Origin of the sequence: Dyella kyungheensis (assembly GCF_049913195.1) — a bacterium.
Taxonomy (GTDB): Bacteria; Pseudomonadota; Gammaproteobacteria; order Xanthomonadales; family Rhodanobacteraceae; genus Dyella; species Dyella kyungheensis.
Window position 1 is genome coordinate 2,910,154 of sequence record NZ_CP183983.1, and the last position, 18,071, is coordinate 2,928,224.

The 18,071-nt window shown below is 60.2% G+C and carries 22 protein-coding genes and 1 other RNA gene; 5 read left to right on the forward strand and 18 right to left on the reverse strand.

The window, feature by feature from the left end; translation table 11 throughout:
* Window positions 1-50 precede the first annotated feature (50 nt).
* Window positions 51-1,646: an MASE1 domain-containing sensor histidine kinase gene (locus ACN9MB_RS12910; protein ID WP_204636255.1), complete on the forward strand. Its 1,596-nt coding sequence runs from the start codon at window positions 51-53 to the stop codon at window positions 1,644-1,646.
* 345 nt (window positions 1,647-1,991) lie between these two features.
* On the opposite strand, the gene fur is transcribed toward ACN9MB_RS12910, so the two are convergent.
* Entirely contained in the window at window positions 1,992-2,405 is a 414-nt protein-coding gene (gene fur / locus ACN9MB_RS12915) for a ferric iron uptake transcriptional regulator (RefSeq protein WP_204636254.1), read from the reverse strand.
* A gap of 76 nt (window positions 2,406-2,481) precedes the next feature.
* Between fur and ACN9MB_RS12920 the strand changes: the two genes are divergently transcribed.
* Entirely contained in the window at window positions 2,482-2,958 is a 477-nt protein-coding gene (locus ACN9MB_RS12920) for an outer membrane protein assembly factor BamE (RefSeq protein ID WP_204636253.1), read from the forward strand.
* A gap of 17 nt (window positions 2,959-2,975) precedes the next feature.
* Here ACN9MB_RS12920 and ACN9MB_RS12925 read toward each other — a convergent pair whose 3' ends face one another.
* Complete coding sequence (locus ACN9MB_RS12925; protein WP_426269126.1) at window positions 2,976-3,257, reverse strand: RnfH family protein; 282 nt, start codon at window positions 3,255-3,257, stop codon at window positions 2,976-2,978.
* Window positions 3,250-3,681 carry a type II toxin-antitoxin system RatA family toxin gene (locus ACN9MB_RS12930; protein WP_426269127.1) on the reverse strand — a complete coding sequence of 144 codons (432 nt, stop codon included), beginning with the start codon at window positions 3,679-3,681 and terminating at the stop codon, window positions 3,250-3,252. The genes ACN9MB_RS12925 and ACN9MB_RS12930 overlap by 8 nt, the downstream gene beginning before the upstream one ends.
* Window positions 3,682-3,762: 81 nt before the next feature.
* Here ACN9MB_RS12930 and smpB point away from each other — a divergent pair, with 81 nt between their 5' ends.
* Window positions 3,763-4,254, forward strand: coding sequence for an SsrA-binding protein SmpB (gene smpB, locus ACN9MB_RS12935; RefSeq protein WP_204636250.1), 492 nt, complete (start codon window positions 3,763-3,765; stop codon window positions 4,252-4,254).
* Here smpB and ACN9MB_RS12940 read toward each other — a convergent pair.
* Window positions 4,246-4,758 (reverse strand): GNAT family N-acetyltransferase, encoded by a 513-nt coding sequence (locus tag ACN9MB_RS12940; RefSeq protein ID WP_204636249.1) that lies wholly within the window; start codon window positions 4,756-4,758, stop codon window positions 4,246-4,248. The genes smpB and ACN9MB_RS12940 overlap by 9 nt on opposite strands.
* A 110-nt stretch (window positions 4,759-4,868) precedes the next feature.
* Between ACN9MB_RS12940 and ssrA the strand changes: the two genes are divergently transcribed.
* Window positions 4,869-5,220: a transfer-messenger RNA gene (gene ssrA, locus ACN9MB_RS12945) on the forward strand.
* Between the two features lie 115 nt (window positions 5,221-5,335).
* Complete coding sequence (locus ACN9MB_RS12950; RefSeq protein WP_426269128.1) at window positions 5,336-5,917, forward strand: hypothetical protein; 582 nt, start codon at window positions 5,336-5,338, stop codon at window positions 5,915-5,917.
* Between the two features lie 198 nt (window positions 5,918-6,115).
* Here ACN9MB_RS12950 and ACN9MB_RS12955 read toward each other — a convergent pair whose 3' ends face one another.
* The 14 genes from ACN9MB_RS12955 to ACN9MB_RS13020 form a co-directional block, all read right to left on the reverse strand.
* Window positions 6,116-6,424, reverse strand: coding sequence for a hypothetical protein (locus ACN9MB_RS12955; protein ID WP_426269129.1), 309 nt, complete (start codon window positions 6,422-6,424; stop codon window positions 6,116-6,118).
* Window positions 6,421-7,353, reverse strand: a complete 933-nt coding sequence (locus tag ACN9MB_RS12960; RefSeq protein WP_426269130.1) for an SOS response-associated peptidase family protein — start codon at window positions 7,351-7,353, stop codon at window positions 6,421-6,423. Before ACN9MB_RS12960 ends, ACN9MB_RS12955 begins: the two co-directional genes overlap by 4 nt.
* A 58-nt stretch (window positions 7,354-7,411) precedes the next feature.
* Window positions 7,412-7,630, reverse strand: coding sequence for a hypothetical protein (locus tag ACN9MB_RS12965; RefSeq protein WP_426269131.1), 219 nt, complete (start codon window positions 7,628-7,630; stop codon window positions 7,412-7,414).
* Window positions 7,627-7,956, reverse strand: a complete 330-nt coding sequence (locus ACN9MB_RS12970) for a hypothetical protein (RefSeq protein WP_426269132.1) — start codon at window positions 7,954-7,956, stop codon at window positions 7,627-7,629. The genes ACN9MB_RS12965 and ACN9MB_RS12970 overlap by 4 nt, the downstream gene beginning before the upstream one ends.
* Window positions 7,957-8,001: 45 nt before the next feature.
* On the reverse strand, window positions 8,002-8,721 hold the full coding sequence (locus ACN9MB_RS12975) for a CC0125/CC1285 family lipoprotein (protein WP_426269133.1): 720 nt from the start codon (window positions 8,719-8,721) through the stop codon (window positions 8,002-8,004).
* 113 nt (window positions 8,722-8,834) lie between these two features.
* The gene (locus tag ACN9MB_RS12980) at window positions 8,835-9,278 is read right to left on the reverse strand and encodes a hypothetical protein (protein ID WP_426269134.1); all 444 of its coding nucleotides are present in this window, start codon (window positions 9,276-9,278) and stop codon (window positions 8,835-8,837) included.
* 194 nt (window positions 9,279-9,472) lie between these two features.
* Entirely contained in the window at window positions 9,473-9,955 is a 483-nt protein-coding gene (locus ACN9MB_RS12985; protein WP_426269135.1) for a hypothetical protein, read from the reverse strand.
* 3 nt (window positions 9,956-9,958) lie between these two features.
* Complete coding sequence (locus ACN9MB_RS12990) at window positions 9,959-12,457, reverse strand: phage tail protein (protein ID WP_426269136.1); 2,499 nt, start codon at window positions 12,455-12,457, stop codon at window positions 9,959-9,961.
* Entirely contained in the window at window positions 12,454-12,876 is a 423-nt protein-coding gene (locus ACN9MB_RS12995; protein ID WP_426269137.1) for an NlpC/P60 family protein, read from the reverse strand. The genes ACN9MB_RS12990 and ACN9MB_RS12995 overlap by 4 nt, the downstream gene beginning before the upstream one ends.
* Window positions 12,876-14,033 carry a baseplate hub protein gene (locus ACN9MB_RS13000; protein WP_426269138.1) on the reverse strand — a complete coding sequence of 386 codons (1,158 nt, stop codon included), beginning with the start codon at window positions 14,031-14,033 and terminating at the stop codon, window positions 12,876-12,878. The genes ACN9MB_RS12995 and ACN9MB_RS13000 overlap by 1 nt, the downstream gene beginning before the upstream one ends.
* Window positions 14,033-14,632, reverse strand: a complete 600-nt coding sequence (locus ACN9MB_RS13005; RefSeq protein ID WP_426269139.1) for a DUF2460 domain-containing protein — start codon at window positions 14,630-14,632, stop codon at window positions 14,033-14,035. The genes ACN9MB_RS13000 and ACN9MB_RS13005 overlap by 1 nt, the downstream gene beginning before the upstream one ends.
* Window positions 14,629-17,415 (reverse strand): phage tail tape measure protein, encoded by a 2,787-nt coding sequence (locus ACN9MB_RS13010; RefSeq protein ID WP_426269140.1) that lies wholly within the window; start codon window positions 17,413-17,415, stop codon window positions 14,629-14,631. Before ACN9MB_RS13010 ends, ACN9MB_RS13005 begins: the two co-directional genes overlap by 4 nt.
* Window positions 17,408-17,830 carry a DUF1799 domain-containing protein gene (locus ACN9MB_RS13015; protein WP_426271917.1) on the reverse strand — a complete coding sequence of 141 codons (423 nt, stop codon included), beginning with the start codon at window positions 17,828-17,830 and terminating at the stop codon, window positions 17,408-17,410. The genes ACN9MB_RS13010 and ACN9MB_RS13015 overlap by 8 nt, the downstream gene beginning before the upstream one ends.
* On the reverse strand, window positions 17,722-18,030 hold the full coding sequence (locus ACN9MB_RS13020) for a phage tail assembly chaperone (protein WP_426269141.1): 309 nt from the start codon (window positions 18,028-18,030) through the stop codon (window positions 17,722-17,724). Before ACN9MB_RS13020 ends, ACN9MB_RS13015 begins: the two co-directional genes overlap by 109 nt.
* Between the last annotated feature and the right edge of the window lie 41 nt (window positions 18,031-18,071).

Below are 18,071 nucleotides of genomic sequence, written 5' to 3' on the forward strand. Positions count from 1 at the left end.
ACGCGGATGGCCGTCTGGACCGCTGCCCTACGCCATGTAACATCGGTCGCATGCGATCTAAATCTTCCGCGCTTCCGGGTACCAGTCTGCTGCTGGGTATTGGCTATCTGCTGCTGTGGCTGCTGCTCTGGCCCACCGAGCAGCCCTATTGGATGCTTCCCTACGGCCTGCGCTTTGGCGCACTGCTGCTCGCCCCCACGCGCATGTGGCCTTGGCTGCTCGGCGCCGAGTTCGCCGCCAGCGGGCTGATCGCTTTCGTCCATCCGCTGCCGATGGGCTGGCGGGGCTTTTTCATCGGGGAGCTGCCCGAACCGCTGGTGGTTGCCAGCTGCCTCTGGCTGATGCGCCGGGCCAACCTGCACGCCAGCCTGCGCGATCCCGAAGACGTGGCCCGCCTGCTGCTCTCGGCAGCCTTCACGGTGGCGGCCACCACCGCCACCGATGCCGTGCTGCTGGCGCTGATCCACGCCAGCCCCACCACCGACCTGATGATGCAGGCGCTGGGCCAGGATCTGCTCGGCAACTATGTGGGCGTGCTGTTGGTGGTGCCGCTGCTGGTGCTGTTGCTGCGCGCACGGCTGGACAAGCGGGCGTTCGGCCGTCTGCTGATGGATGGCCTGCTGGTGCTGCTGCCGTCGCTGGCCATCCTGCTGGTGCTCTCGTCGCATGCGGCGCCGCAGCCGCAGTTCGCCCGCGTGCTGTCGCTGGCGCCGGTGCTGTTCTTCGCGTTCCGGCACGGCTGGCGCGGCGCCAGCCTGGCCATGCTGATTTCCAGCCTGGGCATGACCCTGGTCGATCATCTCTCGGGCCACGGCAGTCCCGGCGCGCCGGGCGAACTGTTCCTCGCCGTGGCAGGCACCGGCGCGCTGATGCTGGGTGCCGCCACCGATGCGCTTCGCCGCAGCAGCGAGCGGGTGGCGGAACAGAATGTCTATCTGGCCGCCGTCAACCGCCGTCTCGACCATCTCGCGCGCCAGCTGCGCGATGCCGCTCGCGGCAACCTGCGCACCGAGGAAAACCAGCGCCGCCACATGGCGGCGGAACTGCACGACGAACTGGGCCAGAACCTCACCGCCATCCAGACCCACCTGAAGCTCGCGCAATCCCGTCTGGCGCAGGCCGGCATGGATGACATCGGCGTGTCCATCAACGCCATCCTCGGCCACATGCGGCGCGCCCTGCATCGCCTGCTGGACGACCTGCGCCCCGCCGTACTGGACGAATTCGGCCTGCTGCGCGCACTGGACGAGGGTCCGATCCGCGACCTGCTCAACGCGGCCGGCGTGGCCTATCGCACCGAATTGCACGGAGACCCCCGCCTGCTCGACGACGACACCCGCACGGTGGTCTATCGCCTGGTGCAGGAAAGCGCCACCAATGCGGTCAAGCACGCCCATGCCGACACGTTCCAGCTGCGCCTGCGTATCGGCGAACGCCAGGGCGTGGCACTGGCCCTGCTGGATATCCGCGACAACGGCATCGGACTGCCGGCCCGCATGCCCCGGGGTGGTCGCGGTATGCAGGGGATGCGCGACCGGGTGACTTCACTGGGCGGCCTGTTCCGGGTCCGGCCGGAGGCCCAGGGCGTTCATCTTCGAATAATGTTGCGCAGCAACACACAAACTGGTGACGTAGCTCGCACTTAGGATCGTTACATAGGAAATTTTCCGATACCCGTGGTGTGAAGGGTTCGTTACGCTGGATTCATCGATGTGGGGGAGCCACCATCGCAAGATGGTGAGCCATGTCAACCGTGGGGACGGTGGACATGAAGAACGGCAGGATGCCGTTCCGCCGAAATCGGTGGCAAAACCGGGACGCGCGAGCAACTCGCCCTCCTAGGAGCCATCCGGTATCGGATAAGCCGTTGGGCGGACAGGAGTCCTCCCGCGGCTTTTTTTATGGGCGAAGGTTTTGCAGGCCGCCCGTGCGACCACGAAAAAGGCCGGCAACGTTTCCGCTGCCGGCCTCCGGATTCCCCTGGAACAGGCTTATCGGCCCTTTTTCGGGCGCACGTACAGCACCAGGCTGTGATCCTCGATCACGTAGCCGTGGCGGGCGGCGATCTCGGCCTGCAGGCGCTCGATCTCCTCGCTCACGAACTCGATGACCTTTCCGCTGTCCACATCAATCATGTGGTCATGGTGCTTGCCGCGGTCGAGTTCGTAGACGGCCTGGCCGCCCTCGAAGTTGTGCTTGACCACGATGCCAGCCGCCTCGAACTGGGTCAGCACCCGGTAGACGGTGGCCAGGCCGATGTCTTCCTGGTGGGCAAGCAGACGTTTGTAAATGTCTTCGGCGGTGAGATGGTGGGCTTCCTCATCTTCGAAGATCTGCAGAATGCGCATGCGGGGGTGCGTGACCTTCAGCCCGGCTTTGCGCAGTTCTTTGGTTTCCTGTTCCATAGCAAACTCCACGCACACGGCGCCACGAGGCCGTTAGTGTATCATCCGACACCTTTACGATCCGGACGCAACACGCATGCATAAGCTGATTCGCACGCTGGGTTTTGCCATGCTGGCACTATCGCTGGCCAGCTGCCGTCTCATTTACACCCCCGACGTGCAACAGGGCAACCTGCTCGACAAGAAGACCGTGGATCAGCTGCAGCCCGGCATGACCAAGCGCCAGGTGCTGGTGCTGATGGGTTCGCCGTCGGTGAATTCGCCCTTCAGCCAGAACGAGTGGGCTTACGTCTCCACCCAGCAGCACCGCGGCGGCGACATCAAGGTCCATACGCTCAAGCTCACCTTCAACAACGATGTGCTGGTCCGCACCGAAGGCGATTTCTTCGCCGAAGACGCGCAGAAGCTCATCAACGACACCAAGAAGTACCACGCCAGCTATCCGGTCGACGAAACCAAGGGTGACAAGAACACCGGCGGTGGCGGCGACAAGGGTGGGGACAACGGCGGCGGCGGCGGTGGCGACAGCGGCGGCGGCAACGACGGTCACTAAGACCGCGCTGGCCGGCGTCAGCCCTCGTGGGCGCGGCGCCGGCGTGCTTCCTTCGGATCGAGCGTGAGCGGCCGGTAGATTTCCACCCGGTCGCCCTCGCCTACCACGTGGTCCAGCGTCACCTTGCGGGAAAAGATTCCCAGCCGCGCCGGATCGACCACCAGCCCTGATACTTCCTGCGCGATGCCCGAGGCCTCGATGGCCTGCGCGACGGTGCTGCCCACGGGAAGGCTGACTTTTCGCAACCAGCGTCGCGAGGGCTCGGCGAAGACCACCTCGACGGTGACCTGCTCAGCCATAGGTACGCTCCGCCTCGCGGCAGAAATCGTCCACCATGCGGCTGGCCAGCCCCTGGAAACCCAGTTTGATCGCCGCGCCACCGAGCTTGCCCGCGTAATCGAAATCCAGCGCGAACGAGATCTTGCAACCGGCATCGCCCAACGCGATGAACTCCCATAGCCCGTCCAGGCTGCGGAACGGTCCATCGACCAGGCTCATATGCAGACGGCTGGGACGCACGGTGGTATTGCGCGTGGTAAAGCTCTGGCGAAACCCCATGTACTTGAGATCCAGCCGCGCCACCAGCACATCCTCGCCACGCTCCAGCACCTGAGCGTCGACACACCAGGGGAAGCGCTTTGGGTATGCTTCAACGTCATTGACCAGATCGAACATCTGGTCCGGCGAATATCGCACCAGGGCGCTGCGGCGGATCTCGATCACTTCAGCCTCTTCTTGAGCATCATTTCAGTCCCTCCACGGACGGGACCATCATCAGGGCAATGAGCCCGAAGTTTAACGGACATGGCCAAGCCTAAGGACAAAGACAAAAACTCGGGCGGCACCATCGCGCTGAACAAACGCGCGCGCCACGAGTACCACATCGACCAACGCTTCGAGGCGGGACTCGAGTTGCAGGGCTGGGAAGTGAAGTCGCTGCGCGCCGGCCGCATCAACTTCGGCGACAGCTACGCGGTGGTGCTGCGCAGCGAGATCTTCCTGGTGGGCTGCTCGATTCCGCCGCTGATCAGCGCATCCACGCACGTGGTGGCGAACGATCGCCGCACGCGCAAGGTGCTGCTGCACCGTGAGGAGATCGACACCCTCATCGGCGCCGTCGAGCGCAAGGGTTACACGCTGATCCCGATGGCCCTCTACTGGAAGGGCAACAAGGTCAAGGTGGAAATCGGCCTGGCCAAGGGCAAGCAGGCGCACGACAAGCGCGATGCGGAAAAGGAACGCGACTGGCAGCGCGAAAAGCAGCGCACCATGCGTTCGCACAACAAATTAGCCTGACATCCGCCGCCACGAGCCCGGTTCGCCTTCCGACAATCCCTCCACATGCTCGCGCAGCGACATGTTCATGGCGTCCACCGAAGTGCCGAAACCGAAGCGCTCATAGATGCAATGCGCGGCGCCGGTGGAGTGCAGATTGAGGGAATCGATATCCTGCGCCCTCGCCGTTGCTCCCAGCGCAGCGAGCAAGGCCGAAGCCAGACCCTGGCGCCGATGCGCGGGCTTCACGAACATATTGAGCACATACCAGCCCACGCCGCGGACAAAATAGGCCGAAGGCAGGTGCGTATACGGGTGCACCATCACGCAACCGGCCGCCCGCCCTTCCACCTCGGCCAGCCAGGCCAGCAGCCGGCCCTCGGGCATGGCCTCCTCGATCCAGCCGCGCAACTGGTCGGCAAAGCCGTCCGGCAGCTGCTGCCTGAGCTCTTCTTCCAGAAACGCACAACGCAATTCCGTCAACACACCTGCATCGTGCAGGACCGCCTGACGTATCCGCACCATGGCCGTTCCTTTCGGTGGTGATGGGGCAAACCATAGCGGCGTGGTGCCACCTTGTAGAAATCCCTCCCGACTCCATATACTGACTGACCAGCTACTGTTTCAGTTTCCCCGGGGGTGTCATGGCTTCGACGGGGGTAGTGAGATAGCTTGGTGCATGCCGAGGGGGCAGCTTTCCTCGTTAATCCAGCCGCAAACTTATAGTTGCCAACGACGACAACTACGCTCTGGCCGCTTAAGGCCTAGCCCCGAACCCACTTGTGCTCGTGCTCGTGGATGTAGGGTCATTATCACGAGATCGCCCGAAGCTGCCGCCTGTCGGTAAGGGTTAAATCAAGCAGGCTGGTCCTTCGATGCGCTTTGCACGCTGTGCTGTCGCGGGACGAGATCTAACGGCGAGCTAAGCATGTAGTACCGGGCGTCAAACGCCTTCGGACGCGGGTTCGACTCCCGCCACCTCCACCAATATGGCCATCTAAGTTATTGATTAGCTTAGGTGGCTTTTTCTTTGGTGGGTCTGCGTTGGTCTGTTTTGTTCGTGGTTTGGTCAGTTTTTGGTCAAGCATTAAAGGAACGATCCATGGCGCCAAACGATGCTCTTTTTGCAGTCCGCGTTCTTCACGACTCCCCAGGAATTGTGGCCACGCTATGGTCCATTGCCCAGACGCTAATAGGCGTGGTGGCCGGCGGCTTCATCACGTACTTCGTCACGCGTGGAGCTGAGCGTCGGACGGCACAAAGAGATACTCATGTCCTCGCGCGATCACTGGCGGCGGAGCTACGCGCGAGCAAGCACATCCTCGAAATGCAATTGCAGTTCGCCGCCGAAGCAGGCCAGGACGCCGCAATCGATACGGTCAGATACGGGCAGGTCAACAAGGCGGCGCACCCGGTCGTACGAGCTGCTGCTGCTTCGGCCGGACAGTTCGCCGAACCCATCGGCGAGGTCGTCACGAAGTTCGCTTTCCTCCTCGTGAACCTTGCTCAACAGCAACAGATCATCACCGAGCTGAGGAAGGCTGGGATCCTCACCGAAGAAAAGCTGCAGCTTCGGCTAAATGTGCTCTTCATTCCGCTGGTCAAGGATGCAGTCGCCACGCGCGACATTCTCCTCGAGTTGCTGGATACGCATTACCAGGCAGCAGTTCCTCGCGCCGATTAATCGGCGAAAAGCGTGCCGTACGTGTCACGGAGAGGGAATCGGAACCGTCATACCCTTGCGGGTGAGGGATTTTAAGTCCGCAACGATTCTTCGGTAAATCATGCATGTAGACAGAAATGCGGGCCGCAAAGGCTTGAAATTCGCTGACCTGAAAACCGGAGAATACTAGCGGTCTATGGGAATTGCGGACCAGAAAACCTAGGTGTTCAGCCCCTGGGGACCGAGGTCCTCGCGGTACTGCTGAAGGTGTTCCTCGGTGGCCACGAAAGGCTCGGGACCGTACCAGCCCATCATGTCCGCGTACTCCGCAAACATCAGCTTGCAGGCTTCGCACCCGCACTCGCCCGCGCAGCGCGACTTGCATGCCGGTGTGCAGGTGCACGGCACGGGTGGCTCAAACGCGGTGTTGTAGCCGGCCGGATAGCTCACGGGCGGCTCGACCTCGCGGTCAGTGAAGCCGGGGTAGCGGCGTTCGCCTTCGGCAGTCGGCACGGCAGACAGGCTCATCGCTTCTCCGGCAGCTCGTGCTGGTAATAGGCATCGATCGGATCGTCCAGGATGGCGTACATGGCTGACAGGTGACCCGGATCAGGCTCCAGCCATGCGTCGATGTTCTCGGGCTTCAGAGCGATGATGCAGCGGTCGTGGCCGGCGGCCGCCACCTCAGGAGGCGGATCGCGCGTGATCGCGGCGAAGGAATAGAACCCCTCTTCCGTGTCTGTCGCTTCCACGTAGCGCCACAGGCACGCCAGGAACATCTCCTGCTTCGGCTCGGGCTCGAACCGGATCTCGACTGGGATGTCGCGCTCGCCCGGCACCAGCTCTCTCTGCTGCAGGCGGTGGAGCGACACGCTCTCGTAGAAGCGCCGGGCCACAATCACGCCGTGGTTGTAGCCGAACAGCTTCTTCCAGACCGTGTGCAGCTTGTCCTTGCGGGCGTTGTACGTGCCCGGCTTCTCCAACTCCATGGCCTTGGTCCAGCCCGGCAGCCGGCAGCGGTAGCGGGCAGGCACGATCATGCGTGCGCCGGTGGAATGGTCGCGGATCAATACAGGCGCGAACTGACCTGGCCACATGCGGCCAAAGCCATCGGACTGGGCATGCGCCTGCATCTCTTCGAGCTTCTCGCGCGCCGCGGCGACCTTGTTTGTCGCAACGCGCTTGTCGTTCTCGGCTTTCTTCGTGGGTTTTGCGGAAGCCAGAACGGCATCAGCTTTGACCAGGCGCTCGGTCTGGGTCGCGATCTCTTCCTCGATCGCCAGCGTGGCGGCGCGGTAGGCCTCCAGCATCTTCTCCTTGACGTCCTTCTCGCCCTCGTTTCGCGGATGCTCGAACGGCTCGCGCATGGCCTTGGGAACGACCTTGAACAGGTCGCCTGTCGCGCGGCGCGCCTCCATCATCTGGGCAAATGCGTGGATATCGAGCGTGCCGCCCATGCGCTCATACAGGCGGAAGTCTTCCCATACTTCGGCGGAATAGCACATCGCCAGCAGCTCAGCGAGGGGCGGGCGCCCCGGGAGCAATGAGCATAGCCTCGACGCTGGTCACGGCCCAGTCAAAATCTTCGGGGGCCGCGCCGTCCACGATGACGTCTGCCAGGCCGGCGAGCTCGCAAAGGAAGTCGACGGGATCGGGATTCTCGCGGCGAAGGCGCGGCAGCTGGACGACCAGCTTGTTCAGGAGGATCTGGGTGGTTTCCCGGGATGCGGTCATAGCGACGACCTGCGGCGCGCGCGGCGGGGATGCCGCGTCTGGAGGTTGCCGGCGGGAGTGGCCGTTGGATTGGCGTTGGCGGCCGCCCAGACAGCCTCAGGGCCGCGTAGCTCGTCCTCGCGCGGGGCAAGGAACCGCATGATGTGGGCCTTGGCGTGGTCGAAGCTGTCGTATGGATGCGGCCCAGGGCGAGTTGCGCCCCGGTAGAACAGCACCTCCCAGCTATCGCCCTGCCGCGCCAGCTCGCAAATCGGGGTCAGGCCTCGGGTCGAGCGGAAGTAATACCGCTCGACAGGCTCCCATAGGTTTCGTTCGAAGACGATCATGCCGCCAGCCTACGCCGGCGGCGTCTCATGGGTTGCGAATGGCTGTCAGTTGTTGATCGCGCGGCTCGGGTGGCACGAGTTGCCATCGCAATCGATGACGAGCTTAAAGCTCGTGCACTTCGCCTGGAAGCTGGATCCGCCTGTGGAATGGACGTCGCCACAACCTTGGCTTGTCGCCACCTGCTGAGCCGAACGTACGAGTGCGGCTAGATCAGGCGCCGGAGCCGACACCACGGGCGCGGCAGATGCCGTGACCTGCGGAGCCGAGGGCGCAACGAGCTGGGTCAGGCCGCCGCCTGGAACGGGTGTCTTGATGCCGTACTTGGCGCGGATCGATTGCGCGATGTAATGGGCATCCAGCAGATTGGCGCCAGCCACCTGTTCGCGTGAGCACTTCACGAAAAGGCTGGAGTTCGGCTTCACTATGGGGAACGTGTTGGATACGCCCCAGGCGCTGTGATGATTCCAGCCACCACTGCTTATCGTTGCCGAGCCCACCGTGGCGCCATCCGCCTCATTCATGATCCCGAAGTAATTGCAGCCCAGCTCCAGCGATTTGTCGGCCGCGCGAAGAACCGCGAAATCCGAAGCGCGCTCGGCGCTCGTGAAGCCGTTGCCGGAGAAGTTGATCTTGAACGAATCCGGCGATAACACCGTCTCACTGAAACCGCCCGTCAGTCCTTTGGATTGGTAGGCCGTTGCGCAGCCGCCCAAGGCCAAGGCCACCAGTGCTGTCGCGCTAGCGCGTGCTATCCATGCTTTCATGCTGAAGCCCCCTGTGCTTGTCGGGGCGGCAGGAGCCGCCACAGGCGGAGACTATCAAATCGCAAAAGCTTGTGGCATTAGCCGAATGGTTAGTCCGTCAATCGCGTTTAAGGCTACCAGTCAGTGAACCCGGAAGGCATGATTCCTGATATACCAGTGATAGTGGAAGGTCTAAAGTTGACTGTAGATACCTGCGGCTGACGGTACTGGCCGCATGCCGGGTAAAGCGTCGAGCCACCTGTAAAAGTGAAACGCGCGCCGGTTCCTGCCGCAGGGTTTCCAGACCAGGTCGCAACACCAGACTTAATGCCGCCGACCCAAATAAGCCCGGCTGCAAAGTCCACGGCGAACAATATCGTGTCCCCCGCACCAAAGGGCGGCGAGAAGTCCGTACCCACTTGCGTGTTGTTGTTGTAGCACCGAGCATTGATGGAATGCATTCCAAAGCTATCGGCGCTCTGCCCGGGAAAAGTAGATAGCAAATCGGTCAATGTCATAAGGCCCGTCATCAGGCCGTCATTAGATGCAGTCGCGGTAGTGTTCACGTTGGCAAACACGCGCTTACCTGAGCTTCGTCCGGTCGTTGCCCGACTAGAGAACCACGTCGATGCAGACCCAGCGCCTCGCGTGAGCACGAGATTTCCGCCCGACAGCGTCAAGTTGGCATTTGTATCGGACGGATTCCAGGTGACTGTGACCGGAGGCGTCGCGCCCACGCCATTAGTAAGCAGCAGCGGCCCCATAGCAAACATCAGGCGTACCCCGCGCTGCCGTTGGCGAGCAGCACATCTAAGGTGCTGTCGTAGTATGCGCTGATGAAGTTCACAGAGTTAGCAGCCGTAGCCCACGTTGGCGGAGACCCACCCGCCCATTTGAACTTGCTTCCGAAGCTCAACGTTCGACTACCAGTGCCATCTTGCACAAGTTGAATGTTCAACACCATTCCGTCAGCCAGATTGCTCGGGTTAGCCAGCGTGACGTTGCCAGTCATAATGCAGCGAAAGTTGTTGGACGCGGACGCGTCTAGCGTAACCGTACCCGTAGCGGTCGCATTCTTTACCGGCGTCACAACTTGGTTTTTCGTCCAGGCCGTAGTGAGACCACGAAACCACGAAACGAACACGCTCAAGCTCAACTTAGCAGAAGTAAGATCGCCGCTTTGCGTTTGGGATATAGCTAGCAGTTCGCTTCCGTCTGGAGTATTAGCGTTAGGAAGTTCGGAAAATTTTGCCATGGCTCAAGTCTCGGTAAATAGGTTGGTGAGGCCATCTTCGGCCGTTAGATTGTCGCCGTCTTCCGTGGTGAATGGTCGTCCAGGCACCGAAGTAAGAGCGCCATAAACCACTTCGACAATGTCGACATCGCCAGCGTTCTCTCCGAACCCGACGGCGCGGAAGAAGATCGATCGACCTACCCATTGCGCGGGAATCGGATAGAAGTACGCCGCGTCCATAAGCGTGAAATCCATGCCATCGGCAATCGTAAAGCTAGGCACGCCACCAAGGCCGCGCGCGATGGTCGACACGGCGAAATTCCGCGCGGATATCTCTGTAGCGTTTGTGAACTGCCCAATTTGCGTCGTCCCGTCGGGAAGAATGACGGCAAAGGCATTCGCTCCCGAAGCTAGCTGAGCAGGCGTAGCACTCTCCAGATCAAACTTTAGCGTCGTTATCGAGAGCGGGTCGCCGCCAGACGGCTCGGCCGACGTAAATGTACCGATATTTGATTCCATGACAATCTGCATGGCTTGTTGCCAAGTGGATTGGCCGTCCAACGAAACTTGTACGTTACAGCCAACCCAACTCGAACTTCCATTCGCGCTGCCCGCAGCTAAGTAGACACCAACGCTATCCTGTGGCCGTTGTGCAGGCAGATTCATTGCCAAAAGCTTTGTCGGTCCGCTATAACGCGATGCAGCCGGCATAGGCGCGTTGCCTAGAATGGGCTGAACATTGGAAGTAAATGAACTCTGTCGATCATAGCTAAGCGTCAGATTGAGCGACGACTGGGAAATCGTCATCTGATTGATTGTGTAGCGGTTGGATTCAAAGATCAGAGGAAAGCCTGTTGGCAACGCGATGTAGCAGTCTGCATCCGCAAATGGAACAGTAAACTCAACCGTACCCTGAAGCTTGGCATAAGCAACTTTCAACGCCTTGTCTACAGCCTGAGCGGCATCGGAAGCCGATATGGCCACTGGAATCTGAAATTGTTGATCACCTATCGCTTTAACTGTTGAAGCACGACGGCGCGCGGTTACCTGTACGGCCTTATAGTTCTGTGCAGGATCTATATATTGCGCGACCATGCGCAATGGGAACTCGGTTTCTTGGCTACGCTGCGTCCGAGTGAATAACCCATCATTCTCGCTATTCGGAGATTCAAGAAGGTTGTCTGTCGTGATCGTGACAGTTGCGTCATCACCATATGGGTGAAAATACAGCTTGGCGTTGTAATCCGACGCGAAGCAAAAGAACGTCTGCAACAATGGTGACAAGCAATCGGTGGCATCCGACTGCACCGCAACCATATATCCAGCAACAGAATGATCAGGAAGGTTAGTTAAATCGAAATCGGTGTCGTTGAGTCCGCCTCTCAAGCATATTTGTCTAATGATGTCCTGGTAGGCCACCTCTCCAGCTGGCGCCGAAGACGGGGCTCCCGTAACGGAAATCTTCATTGCGGAAAATATGTGAGTGGGGAACCCGCTCGGAACGGAATCGACAACTTTTAAAACAACCGTCGCTATGGTGCTTACGAGCGTAGAAAGGTCAATGGATACCTCCCCGCCGCCAACCAGGGCTTCCTGATACAGAACACCGTTAACCCATAGCCACGCGCCATCATCTGCCGCCGTATTAATGGTCAGCGTACCTGAGCGAGGCACAGGAATCTTCTTGCGGATCCATATTGTCCGTCCGATCAGTCCGGACGGAACGAAGGTATTCATCGTGATGCCGGAATGATCCTGATCACCGAACGCACCATGGCCTGAAGGCCACAATGAATCATCATATGTAGGTGAAGAGTAGTCCGACGTGTCGACATCTTCGACCTTGTAGGTATAGACGTCAGTGTAATCCGTGGATACCGGGGCGTTGCCCGAAGATGAGACAACAAACTGGAATTGCGGTATCCGATCTCCAGCCGATGTGACATCAAAGCTCTTGAAAACAGCCACTAAACTGCCGCGATAGGAAGGTGTATTTCCTACACCAGAGATCGCCTCCAACGTTGGGTGCGGGAGCTGATCCTCATCACCATAAAGGAAGTCAACATTGGCAGCCCATTTATAGGAGTCTTCAAGCATGCTGGACCCGGCTCGAACATCGTAGACCAGCTTTCCATCTTGATAGACCATCCAAACCTGAGCCATGGAACTGTCTCGAACCTCGCACGACTCACATATCAAGATGGCGAAGTCTTGCTGTGCGGTAAAAGTCTCCTGGACTGTTCCGCTGCCCTTTCCACCGTCTTTATGGCGAATTTGGCGACGCGTACTCACTTGTACGATGGTTCCGGCTACGGCAGCCGTGCCTTGAATCCAGGCGATGGGCTGGCCGTCCGTAGAGGACTGAGTCTGACCATCGCCAATCTTTGGACCCTTGACTATTGTGGGATCAATGGCGCCGCCAATATAGCCGCCGATCGCGCTGCCAATGGCGCCGCCGACGGGGCCGCCGAAATACGATCCGACAATAAGGCCAATGGTGCTGCCAATTTGTTGGCCGCTCATGGTCGGAAGACCTCCACGATGTAGCTATTCCATTCGTCGTCGATCCGGTGTTCAACGCACTTTTTCACTTGCGCGTAGGAATGGATCAAGGAGAGGCCGCCATAGGTATAGTCCCCAACGATGGCTACATGGCAAGGCTCGCCGCGGAATCGCATGAGAACTACGTCGCCGGGCGCCATGAATTCCTTCGCCACAGGCTCGAAATTGAGCGCAAGGTGAGCTCGTAGGCGGCCGCCAAGCGGCTCGCGCCCATAAGATTGCATGTCTATGGGTGGTCGACCTGCAGCACTCAGTGAGACGAATACAAGCCCGGCACAGTCCACTCCGTTACGCGATCGCCCTTGATGCCTAAACCTCACCTTAGCCGCAACATAGCTGCGCGCCTCGGCCAGCATGGTTTCTATCTGCCGATCGTTCATCAGCTGCTCGGCGCGGCTGTCTGTGGCGACATGAGGTCAGCTCCATCCGCACGAGGCAGCTCGGGCTCAGCTCGCATATTCAGCAAGTTCTGGTAGACATCGCGACACATGGCCTTCGAATAGTCGCAATCGCGTCGCATCTCAAGCTCGTCGTCTTGTGAAATGGTGTCGTTGGTTGGAATCGACAGCGTGACTGTTCCAGTGGACGAATCGTAGGATTCAACCTCGTTCTCTGCTCCGGCATTGAGCCCCGTTAGCCATCGCACGACGCCCGGCGAGAAGTATCCATCCGGGAACAACGTCACAGTCCCATCCCATGAGAGAGAGGCGCCACTTCCAGGCGCTGTACCGAAAGTGACCAACCCGGTTGCTCCAACAGTTGCGCCTGGCGCAACATCCCCATTGACGCGGATATCCGTCACGGTGAACCCGCTAGTCAATGGATCGCCGGCCGTGTCGAGCAGTTGGAATGTCGTGGTCGATCCATCGCCTTGGCCAAATAGAACGTCACTGACTGGCCCTGTCGATCCACCGCTAGCACTTCCGCCGCCCGGCTTGACCGTCAGACTGAACACGCGATCGGATTCCGCCCCAACCGTCGCCACAGCACTGCCATACCATCGCAATGGCATCTTGCAGCGAGAATCTCCAAACGCTGCTCTGCACGTGATCGACGTCAACTCGATCATAGAATTTTGCTTCAATATTTGCGTTAGCGATCTCAATTCAATCTTGACCGTTAGGTCATCGATATTGCTCACCTGACCGACCTGTCCCGCATTGATGATCATGTGACCCATGGTCAGGTCGCTATAATTCACCAGGTACTGGACGAAGCGAGCCGAGTCGTATAGGCCTTGAGCTATGCCTGACGAAGTCATGCCATCCGCTGGATACTCCGCAAGCAAACCAGATGCCTCGGAATTGTCTACGGACAGATCGCTAGCCGTCTGCACGTCGAAGGCGGTGTAGCCGCGCTTTGCGCGGTATACCAATGGTCCGCCGCCGTCGTCGTAAGTAACATCCGCGTCGAGCGTTGTAATCCCAAAAATGGGAGCCCCCGACCTCGCCGGAGTTATCTTGAGCAAAAAGCACGTTGTGGTCGCGCCTTGCTTAAGGTGATCGGAAAGAGCAACGGAAATAGTGCGACCTGCCATTAGACAAGCACCTCAAGAAGCTCAATGTCGGATGTCATTGCGTTCAGCGTCACCGCGGTGAGCGCGCCGTAGTCCGAAGCGAAGCGTACCCAGACGTCGAACTGGCCAGTCCACGCGGCAGCGGAATGCGGCCAATTTGCGGTCGGCGTGAACAGACCCGTCATAACGTCAAGCGTTCCGGCGATCGGCGTCAGCCCATCAGCGTCAAGGATTGTCACGCTTCCATCGACAGGCGCTTGTATTTGCCTCGAGAAGGACTGATCGCCAAACGCATAGGTCTTGATGAGCTGGACCGGAGTTTGCGTTCCGACTGCCACGGCCAACGTTTCCTTGACAGACGTGAAATCCATCACATCGCGGAAGCGGAATGCACCCCATTGGCCGGCGCAGGCGTAAAACAGCGAACGAAGCTCAAGGATGTTCGCTGGCGTGAAGACGGTAAGACTGGCCGTGTAGTGATGCTTCGGGAACTTCCAGAGCTGGTTGCGCTTCTCGCGGCCACCGCTGGTCGACTGAATATCGGTGCTCCACTCTGGACCGCCCACAAAGCCGGACTCAACGCTAAGCGACAGACGCTTGTTGATGAACCCGTTGCTCATGCGTTCCTCGATTGCGCGATTCGCTGTTCGCGCGCGCTCTGTGTGGCGATCTGTTGGGTTGTGCGGCGATCCATGCGACCCTGCACGACGATGGTCTGATTAATCGCAACGGGACCGTTCTTTGCAGCCGACGTAGGCGCTCTTACGGTGACGCCGAGCTTGCCGTCGGAGCCTCTTTGGAGCGGCAGGATGGCTTCGGGCCCGGCTTCACCCATCAGCCCGGCGCCGCTGGCAAACGCGAACATAGTTGGTCGGTCGACGATGGTCCCCGAGTACGCGGACAGTCCCGCCGATGTAAAGACGTTACCCTTCGCGCTTGCAATGACAGAATCGATGAACGTCATCGCGCCACTGGCTAGCTGTGACGACTGATCATCCGACATGGTGCTCGTCTGTCCGCCGCCAAACATCGACTGAAGCGCCTTCGAGATCGCAATTCGCGTATCGATGCGTATGAGGTCCGCGATGATCGATGTGGCAAGGTCCTTGAATTTCGCCTTGCCCGTCGTAGCGAACGTGGCGAAGTCATCGGCCAGACCGTTGAAGGCGTCCGTGAACACGCCCTGGACCTGGCTGGCGATATTGCTGGCATTGTCCGCATAGTTTGCATAGGCCTTCTTGGCGCCATTCATCCAGTCGGACTGAGCGGCATCCATCTGCGTGTAGCCGTCGCGGACGATCTGGACCTGCTTGTCGGTGTTGGCCTGCACCGCGGCGATCTGTTGGTCAATCAGGTTCGTGTTAGCGCCCGGCGCGCTGCGCTGGGCCTGAAGCTTCTGGATCGTGTCGGCGCTCTTGACGTAGAGGTCGTTGATCTTCTGCTGCTGGGCGTACTCCTTGTCGCCCATGCTCACCTGCGCCACCTGAGCGTCCATCTGACGCTGCAGAGCGTCGTTCTGCTTGTCCAGGGCGGCGGTGTATGCGGCCATGGCCGCGACATCCTTCTGCGTTAGGATGTCGGCCTGCTTCGAGAAATAGTCGTTGGTCGCCGCGACAGCGGTGGCCACCTCAGCCTGGACCTTCGCCATATCAGCGCCCTTCTCGATGGCCTTGGCGCCTGCGTCGGTAATGGCCTGCAACTGGTTGACCTGCTCCTTGAGCAGCTTGTTCTGCGCGGTGTCGTCGTCGCTCGAGAGAGAGTCTTGGGTGATCGCCTTGGCCGTGAGGCTGTTGAGCGAAGCCATGGGGTCGGCTTTCGTGCCAGTGTGCTTCTTTGCGAACGAGGCACGCGCATTGGCGTCGGCCTCAGCCTCCTGCGCCATGATCTTGTTGACGAGATCGGTGTCGCCCTTCGCCAGCGCGGCGCCGATGGCCTTGTTCGCGGCGTTGTGGATCGAGATCAGCGCATCTTCGCGCTTCTGCTCGTCCGTCTCGTACTGCTTGGTGTATTTGTCGAGCAGCGACTGCCCGGTGATGCCGGCCTGCTGGACCTGCTGGTTCTGGGCGTTCTGGTCGGCCTTGGCGTTGGCGTCGGCCAGCTGCTTCTGGAGACGATCCAGTTCGGCCTGATCGTCGGTCGAGAAGGACTGCTTGGCTCCGGGGATCTTGTCGACCAACCCGGCGCCGAGGAACGTGTTTAGCGTGGTGCCGAACCCGTTGTAATCGCCAGTCGATGCGGCCTGCTTCTTGCCCTGGAGCGCATAGATCTGGGTCTGGATATCGGCGGTGCCGGCTATCAGCGCCGCGCCGTTCTTGAAGGTCTGGGCGAACCCCTGAAATGCTGCCTTGACCGAATCCCACGCGCCGGCAATGCCGCCGACTTTCTCCTTCATGTCATCCAGGCGCGGCGATACAGCGTCATGGAAGGCATTGGCCGCTACCAGCACAGCGCCCTGAGCATCACCCTCCTTCTCCAGTGCGTCGATCTGCTCGTACAGCTCAAGCGTCAGGAAGTGGTACTGCTCGTTGGCCTTGGCGGCGCTGGATGCCGTGCCATCGAACATCTGGGTGACGGACTTCGCCGCATCGTCGGCACTCGCGCCGGTGAGCTTGGACATGTCCAGCGCGGCCTGACCGAGCGACAGGAATGTCTCGCCTGTGACCTTGCCGTTCTTGGCAAGTGCGATCAGGACATCATTGGCCTTGCCGATATTGGCATTGTTGCCAGCGACCTGACTGGCGAACTTGGACATGCCCTCGGCAGAGATGCCGATGTTGTCGCCGGTCTGGGCCAGCGCGGCGTTGAACTTGTTCGTGGTCTCGGCCGCCGAATTCGCGGCAATCACGAAGGCGCCGACCTCGGCCGTTGCGCCAAGGATCGCCACGCCGATGCCGCTGAATAGCGTGCCGAGGGCACCCGACTGGCTCAGCAGCGTGGTAAACGACTGCGACAGTCGGCCCCATTGCCCCGTCGCGATGTCCTTGGCCATGAGGCCGAGTTCGCGACGTGCGTTGGCGTTGTTCAGCGTGAAGTGCGCGGTCTCGTCGCTAACGCCGGCAATCTTGGCGCGCGCCGCATCGATGGCGCCGTTGAGCGCGGAAAAGTCGTCGGCACTGATCATGCCGGACTTCTTGAACTGGGTTAGCTTCGCCTGCTGCTTGTCGAGTTGGTCCAGTTTGGCGATCGTCGGATCGATCTGGCCGGCAAGCTTCGCGAGGTCGGCCGTCTGCTGGCGATAGGTGGCGCCGTCGTAGGCCTTGGAGGCATTGGCCGACGACTTCGCCAGCTTGTCGGTCGACGTCGCGGCCTTGTCGCCGGACGCAGCAAGCTTGTCCAGATCGGACTGCGCCTGCTGCACGCCGTCGGTAGTGACTTTGATCCCTAGAGAAGCCAAATCAGGCATTTTGCTCTCCCATGACCTTCATGGCTTCGGCCTCCATCACTCGCAAACTTTCAAACGTGTCAGGCCACTCGGCGCGCGGCACCGCGCTCAGCCGCATGACGGCCGGGAGCGCTGCGTAATCAAGTCCGGTGGGTCCGCCCATGCCGGTGCGCCATTGCGTGAACATGGCGATGAGGACGTTCGTTGCGTGCAGGTTGTCCGGCCAAATTTCGACGGCCGCGTCGTCCAGGTCAGAGGCGAGAAGTCCCAGTGCCGCCAGTTCGGCGGGGTTTGGCGGCTTCTCGTAGATCGCCCGGGCGACGCGCGTCAGTTTTTTGCGCGTGCGCCGCGCAGCTCGGTGATGTAGGCCGAGATGATTGAGCCCGTCGCGGCGATATAGCTCTGGCAGAGAAGCGCAACGTTCTCGGCATTGAATTCGTCGTCCAGTTCCCAACCGGTCGCGCACTCGAGAATTGCGAGCTCGTCCGTCTCGAACTTCTGCTTGAGCCAGTCAGCGAGCTCGTCCTTCGTTCGATGTCGGAAAGTGAAACTCACCTTCACCGGATCTTTGCCGGCAACAGGTATTTCAACCGGGGCGGTGAACGTCGGTTCCGCGGTCAGCTTGAGCTTTGCCATGGGATATTCCCTGAAGTCGAAAAAAAGAAGCCCCTGGAGCG

Excerpts from the sequence above, each read along its gene's own strand:
- ACN9MB_RS12910 (WP_204636255.1), top strand. The coding sequence starts at position 51 with ATGCGATCTAAATCTTCCGCGCTTCCGGGTACCAGTCTGCTGCTGGGT.
- fur (WP_204636254.1), bottom strand. The coding sequence starts at position 2,405 with ATGGAACAGGAAACCAAAGAACTGCGCAAAGCCGGGCTGAAGGTCACG.
- ACN9MB_RS12920 (WP_204636253.1), top strand. The coding sequence starts at position 2,482 with ATGCATAAGCTGATTCGCACGCTGGGTTTTGCCATGCTGGCACTATCG.
- ACN9MB_RS12925 (WP_426269126.1), bottom strand. The coding sequence starts at position 3,257 with ATGGCTGAGCAGGTCACCGTCGAGGTGGTCTTCGCCGAGCCCTCGCGA.
- smpB (WP_204636250.1), top strand. The coding sequence starts at position 3,763 with ATGGCCAAGCCTAAGGACAAAGACAAAAACTCGGGCGGCACCATCGCG.
- ACN9MB_RS12940 (WP_204636249.1), bottom strand. The coding sequence starts at position 4,758 with ATGGTGCGGATACGTCAGGCGGTCCTGCACGATGCAGGTGTGTTGACG.
- ACN9MB_RS12950 (WP_426269128.1), top strand. The coding sequence starts at position 5,336 with ATGGCGCCAAACGATGCTCTTTTTGCAGTCCGCGTTCTTCACGACTCC.
- ACN9MB_RS12955 (WP_426269129.1), bottom strand. The coding sequence starts at position 6,424 with ATGAGCCTGTCTGCCGTGCCGACTGCCGAAGGCGAACGCCGCTACCCC.
- ACN9MB_RS12960 (WP_426269130.1), bottom strand. The coding sequence starts at position 7,353 with ATGGGCGGCACGCTCGATATCCACGCATTTGCCCAGATGATGGAGGCG.
- ACN9MB_RS12965 (WP_426269131.1), bottom strand. The coding sequence starts at position 7,630 with ATGACCGCATCCCGGGAAACCACCCAGATCCTCCTGAACAAGCTGGTC.
- ACN9MB_RS12970 (WP_426269132.1), bottom strand. The coding sequence starts at position 7,956 with ATGATCGTCTTCGAACGAAACCTATGGGAGCCTGTCGAGCGGTATTAC.
- ACN9MB_RS12975 (WP_426269133.1), bottom strand. The coding sequence starts at position 8,721 with ATGAAAGCATGGATAGCACGCGCTAGCGCGACAGCACTGGTGGCCTTG.
- ACN9MB_RS12985 (WP_426269135.1), bottom strand. The coding sequence starts at position 9,955 with ATGGCAAAATTTTCCGAACTTCCTAACGCTAATACTCCAGACGGAAGC.
- ACN9MB_RS12990 (WP_426269136.1), bottom strand. The coding sequence starts at position 12,457 with ATGAGCGGCCAACAAATTGGCAGCACCATTGGCCTTATTGTCGGATCG.
- ACN9MB_RS12995 (WP_426269137.1), bottom strand. The coding sequence starts at position 12,876 with ATGAACGATCGGCAGATAGAAACCATGCTGGCCGAGGCGCGCAGCTAT.
- ACN9MB_RS13000 (WP_426269138.1), bottom strand. The coding sequence starts at position 14,033 with ATGGCAGGTCGCACTATTTCCGTTGCTCTTTCCGATCACCTTAAGCAA.
- ACN9MB_RS13005 (WP_426269139.1), bottom strand. The coding sequence starts at position 14,632 with ATGAGCAACGGGTTCATCAACAAGCGTCTGTCGCTTAGCGTTGAGTCC.
- ACN9MB_RS13010 (WP_426269140.1), bottom strand. The coding sequence starts at position 17,415 with ATGCCTGATTTGGCTTCTCTAGGGATCAAAGTCACTACCGACGGCGTG.
- ACN9MB_RS13020 (WP_426269141.1), bottom strand. The coding sequence starts at position 18,030 with ATGGCAAAGCTCAAGCTGACCGCGGAACCGACGTTCACCGCCCCGGTT.